The 5,415-nt window shown below is 74.6% G+C and carries 2 protein-coding genes; both read right to left on the bottom strand.

The features are described from left to right. The coding region (locus ACWC0C_RS47935) for an amino acid adenylation domain-containing protein (protein WP_450871491.1) at positions 1-3,607 on the bottom strand (3,607 nt) is incomplete at its 3' end. Next, on the bottom strand, positions 3,604-5,415 hold a 1,812-nt coding region (locus ACWC0C_RS47930), incomplete at its 5' end, for a condensation domain-containing protein (RefSeq protein ID WP_450871490.1). The genes ACWC0C_RS47930 and ACWC0C_RS47935, both read right to left, overlap by 4 nt.

Raw genomic sequence — 5,415 nt, 5'->3', positions numbered from 1 at the left:
GGAACACCGTCCGCAGACTCTCGTGCCGCGCCACCACATCACCCAGCGCCGACCGCAACGCCTCCCGGTCCACCACACCCCGCAACCGCAGGGCGAGCGGAATGTTGTAGGTGGCGCCGGAACCTTCGAGGCGGTCCAGGAACCACAGCCGGCGCTGGGCGAAGGAGAGCGGGACGCGGTTGGGGCGGACGGCGGGCAGCAGGGCCGGGCGGGCCGCCTCGGCCTCGCCGAGCCGCTCGGCGAGCTGCGCCACCGTGGGGGCCTCGAACAGGGTGCGGATGGCGAGTTCGACGCCGAGGGCGGCGCGGATCCGGCCGACCAGACGGGTGGCGAGCAGCGAGTGGCCGCCCAGGTCGAAGAAGTGGTCGTCGACGGAGACCTCGGGCACACCGAGGACGTCGGCGTAGAGACCGCACAGGATCTCCTCCTGTGGGGTGCGGGGCGCACGCCCTGTCGTCGCGCCGCCGAGATCGGGGGCGGGCAGCGCCCTGCGGTCCAGCTTCCCGTTGGGGGTCAGCGGCAGTGCGTCCAGCGTGACGAAGGCGGCCGGCACCATGTAGTCGGGCAGGCTCCGCGCGGCGTGGGCACGCATCTGGCCGTGGTCGATCCGCTGCCCGGCCGCCGGGACCAGGTAGGCGGCGAGGCGGCGGTCGCCGGGGCGGTCCTCCCGTACGACGACGGCGACCTGGGCCACGGCCGGATGGGCGGCGAGGACGGACTCGATCTCGCCCAGCTCGATCCTGAAGCCGCGGATCTTGACCTGGTCGTCCGCCCGGCCGACGAACTCCAGGGCACCGTCCTCGGTCCAGCGGGCCACGTCGCCGGTGCGGTACATCCGCGTTCCGGGGGCGCCGAACGGGTCGGCGACGAACCGGCTCGCGGTCAGGCCGGGCCGGCCCCAGTAGCCGCGGGCGAGTCCCTCGCCGGCGACGTACATCTCCCCGGCGACGCCCGGGGCGGCCGGGCGAAGTCCGCCGTCGAGGACGTAGATCCGCAGGTCCGGGATGGCGCGGCCGATCATGCTGCCGGGGCCGGCGGCCGCGCCGGGGGCGTCGAGCGCGAGGTGGCTGACGTGCACCGTGGTCTCGGTGATGCCGTACATGTTGACCAGGACCGGGGCGTCGTCGGCGTGCCGGGCGTACCAGTCGGCGAGCCGCCACAGGTCGAGCGCCTCGCCGCCGAACACGACGTACCGCAGGCACAGCCGGTCGCCGGTGTCGGGGTTCTCCCGGTCGGCCTGCATCAGCTGGTAGAAGGCGGAGGGCGTCTGGTTGAGCACGGTCACGCGCTCGTCGGCGAGCAGCCGCAGGAACTCCTCGGGGGACCGGCTGATCCCGTGCGGTACGACCACGAGCCGGCCGCCGTGCAGCAGCGGGCCCCACAGCTCCCACACGGAGAAGTCGAAGGCGTACGAGTGGAAGAGCGTCCACACGTCGTCGGGGCCGAAGTGGAACCAGTGGTCGGTCGCGCCGAAGAGGCGGACGACGTTGTGGTGCGGGACGACGACACCCTTGGGGCGGCCGGTGGAACCCGAGGTGTAGATCATGTACGCCGGGTGGTGCGGGCGCACGTCCACGGCGGGGGTGGTGCCGGGCTCGGTGGCGAGCGCGGCCACCGTCTCCGGCTCGTCGAGCAGGAGGCGGGCGGTGTCCTCGCCGAGCCCGGCGGGCAGACCCGCGTCGGACCGGGTCACCAGCAGCGCCGGGCGGGCGTCGGCCAGCATGTGGGCGAGCCGGTCCGCCGGGTAGTCCGGGTCCAACGGCAGGTAGGCCGCACCGGACTTGAGCACCGCCAGCACGGCGACCACCAGGTCGAGCGACCGGGGCAGGGCCAGCGCCACGAACCGCTCGGGCCGCGCTCCGTGCCGGGCGAGCAGCCGGGCCAGCCGGTTGGCCCGGGCGTCCAGCTCGGCGTAGGTGAGCCGCTCCTCACCGAGCGAGACGGCGACGGCGCCAGGTGTACGGACTGCCTGCGCGGCGAAGCGGGCGGTGAGGGTGTCCGGGGCGACTTGGGGGGCCGGGGTCTGAAGGGGGGCCTGAGCGACCTGGGCACCCGGAGCGGTGGCCATGGCGGCCGGGGCCCACTGGGCGATCCGGGCGGCCTGAGTGTCCGGTGCCGACCGGGCGCTGGGGGCGGCCTGGGTGTCCGGGCCGACGGCCACGGCGTCCTCGGCCCTCTGGGCGACCTGAGCATCCTCGGCGGCCTCGATCTCCAGGAGCCCCTGGGCGGCCGGGGTGGCCGGGGCCTGTGGGGTGTTCCACTCCTCGATGACGCGGTGGAGTTCCTCGGCGTCCAGGACGTCCACGCGTCCGGCGGGACGGGTCGGGTCGGCGGCGAAGGTCTCGAAGATGCGCTGCAGCCGGTCGGCGATGCGGCGTACCGACGCGGTGTCGAAGAGGTCGGGGCGGTGGTCGAGGCGCAGGGTCAGGCGGCCGTCGACCACGCCGGCGACGACGCCCAGGGCGTAGTGCGTGGCGTCGGTGGCGTGCAGGCCGGTGAGGGTCAGGCCGTCGGACGGCGGCTGGAGTTCGGCCTCGTCGAGCGGGTAGTTCTCGAAGACCGCGATGGTGTCGAAGAGCGTGCCGTGTCCGGCGACGCGCTGCACCTCGGTCAGCCCCAGGTGCTGATGGGCCATCAGGTCGGCCTGGCGGGCCTGGAGCCGGGCGAGGGCGTCGGCGAGCGGCTCGGCGGCGGGCAGCTCGATACGGACCGGCAAGGTGTTGATGAAGAGGCCGACCATGGTCTCGATGCCCGGTATCTCGGGCGGCCGCCCGGAGACGGTCGCACCGAAGACGACGTCGTCGCGGCCCGTGAGCTTGGCGAGCAGCAGCGCCCAGGCGCCCTGCAGCACGGTGTTGAGCGTGAGCCCGTGCCGGCGGGCCTGGTCCCGCAGCGAGTCGGTGAGCCGCTCGGTCAGCCGCACCGTGAGGTGGCGGGGCGGCACGGTGGGCGGCGGCGCGTCGGCGGGGGCAAGCAGGCTGGGCCCGTCCAGCCCGGCGAGGGCCTGGTTCCAGGCGGCCTCGGCGGCCGCCTTGTCCTGTCCGTTCAGCCAGGCCAGGTACTGGCGGTAGGGGGTGACCGCGGGCAGGGCGGAGGCGTCGCCGCGGCTCGCGTACAGCTGGAACAGCTCCCGCACCAGGACCGGCATGGACCAGCCGTCCACCAGGATGTGGTGCTTGGTGAGGACCAGTCGGTGCCGCTCCCGCCCGAACCGGTACAGCGCGCAGCGCATCAGGGGCGGGCGGGTCAGGTCGAACCGCGCGGCACGGTCGGCGGCGAGCAGCCGGTCCAGCTCGGCGCGCTGCCGGTCCGGGTCGGTCTCGGCCGACAGGTCGGTCTCCGTCCACGGGAGCGCGACCTCGTGCGGCACGATCTGCACGGCGCGGCTGAGCCCCTCGTGGCGGAACGCGGCCCGCAGGTTGGGGTGGCGGCGCAGCAGGGCCTCGGCGGCCGCCCGCAGCGCGGCGGCGTCGAGCGGCCCTTCCAGGTCGAAGCTCAGCTGCACGGTGTAGACGTCGGCGGCGCGCTCGTCGTACAGCGCGTGGAAGAGCAGTCCTTCCTGCAGCGGCGAGAGCGGCAGTACGTCGGCGAGTCCCTGCTTCGTCATTGAGCGGTTCTCCAGTCGGCTTCCAGCAGGTCGATCTCGGCCTGGGACAGTGAGACGAGGGTCAGATCGGAGGGGGTGTGCCCGCCGGCCTCGGGGGCCCCGGCGTGGTCGGCCAGGACGGCCAGGGCACGCGCCCAGGTGTCGGCGAGGTCGGCGACCTCCGGGGCGGTGAACAGGTCGCCCGCCCAGGACCAGGTCGCCACCAGGCAGGGGCCGTCGGGGCGGTCCTCGGTGAGCGCGTTGAGTTCGAGTTCGTGGGTGAGCGGCATGGCGGGGTCGGCCCCGCCGCCGAGTGCCTCGGCCTCCGGCGCCGCGGTCCAGGGTTCCTCGCTCCGGGAGGCCGCCGGGAAGCGGCCCAGGTAGTTGAACCCCAGCTGCGGCGGGGCGGTGTGCGGCAGCGGGCCGCCCGGCACCAGATGGCGGAGCATGCCGTGGCCGATGCCGGCGTCGGGCACCGCGCGCAGCTGCTCCTTGATCCGCTTCAGCGCCTCGCCGACGGCGGGACCGCCGGCCCAGAAGCCGGAGCCGGTACGGTCCCCGGCCCCCGGGTCCAGGCGCACGGGGTGCAGGCTGGTGAACCAGCCGACGGTACGGGACAGGTCGGCGCCGTCGACGACGTCCTCCCGGCCGTGTCCCTCCAGGTCCACCAGGACGGTCGTACCGCCGCCCTTGCCCCGGCGGGTCCGCCAGTCGGCGACGGCCACGGCGAAGGCGGTGAGCAGGACGTCGTTGACGCCCGCGTGGTAGGCGGCGGGCACGTCGGCGAGCAGGGCCGCGGTGTGGTCCGGGGAGAGGGCGCGCACCAGGGTGCGTTCGGTGGCGAACGTGTCGCGCCCGAGGTCCAGTCTCCTGCTCCCCAGAACGGGATCGTCCCCCGCCAACTGCCGTTGCCACAAGGGTAGTTCGTTCGCACGTCCCGGTGCCGCCGCGGTCAGCGCCTCGGACCACACGCGCAAGGGCGTCGGCACGGGGGCCGGGCTGGGCTCGGTGCCCTTGTCGAGCGCGTCGCAGGCGGCGGCGAGGTCGGGCACCAGGATGCGCCAGGACACCCCGTCGACCACGAGATGGTGGACGACGAGCAGCAGTCTGCCGCTCCGCCCCGGCCCGCCGTCGAACCACACCGCCTGGAGCATCACCCCGGCGTCCGGGTCGAGCCGGCCGGCGGCCGCGTCCCCTTCGGTGGCGACGGCCGCGCCCAACTCCTCGGCGCGGGTACCGGCCCACTCCGCCCGGCGGACCAGGCGAGCCGCCCGGACCGTGCCCGGCCGCGGAACGTCGAGTGCCCAGTCGTCGTCCCGGACCAGCCGGGCGCGCAGGGCGTCATGGTGGTCGAGGAGCACCTGCAGGGCCTCGGTGAGCCGGTCCAGGGTGAGACCGGCCGGGGTGTGCAGCAGGACGGACTGGTGGAACCGGCCGATGGGGCCGCCGCGTTCACGCAGCCAGTGCACGATCGGGGTGGCGGGCACCCTGCCGGTGCCGCTGCCCGCCGGGAGTGCCGGCAGGGGCGCGTCCTCGGCCGCTTCGGCGACGAGGGCGAGTCCGGCGGGGGTTCTGTGCTCGAAGACCTGGCCGGGCCTGATGACGAGTCCGGCGGCGCGGGCGCGGCTGACGAGCTGGATGGACATGATGCTGTCGCCGCCGAGATCGAAGAAGCTGTCGTCGACTCCGACGACGGACAGGTTCAGCAGCTCCCCGAACAGCCCGCACAGGACTTCCTCGCGTTCGGTGGCGGCCTGGCGTCCGGTGGAGGCGGTGGAGAGGTCGGGGGCGGGCAGGGCCTTGCGGTCCAGCTTGCCGTTCGGGGTCTG

The organism is Streptomyces sp. NPDC001709, from assembly GCF_053596375.1.
This window is presented reverse-complemented; position numbering and strand designations above follow the sequence as displayed.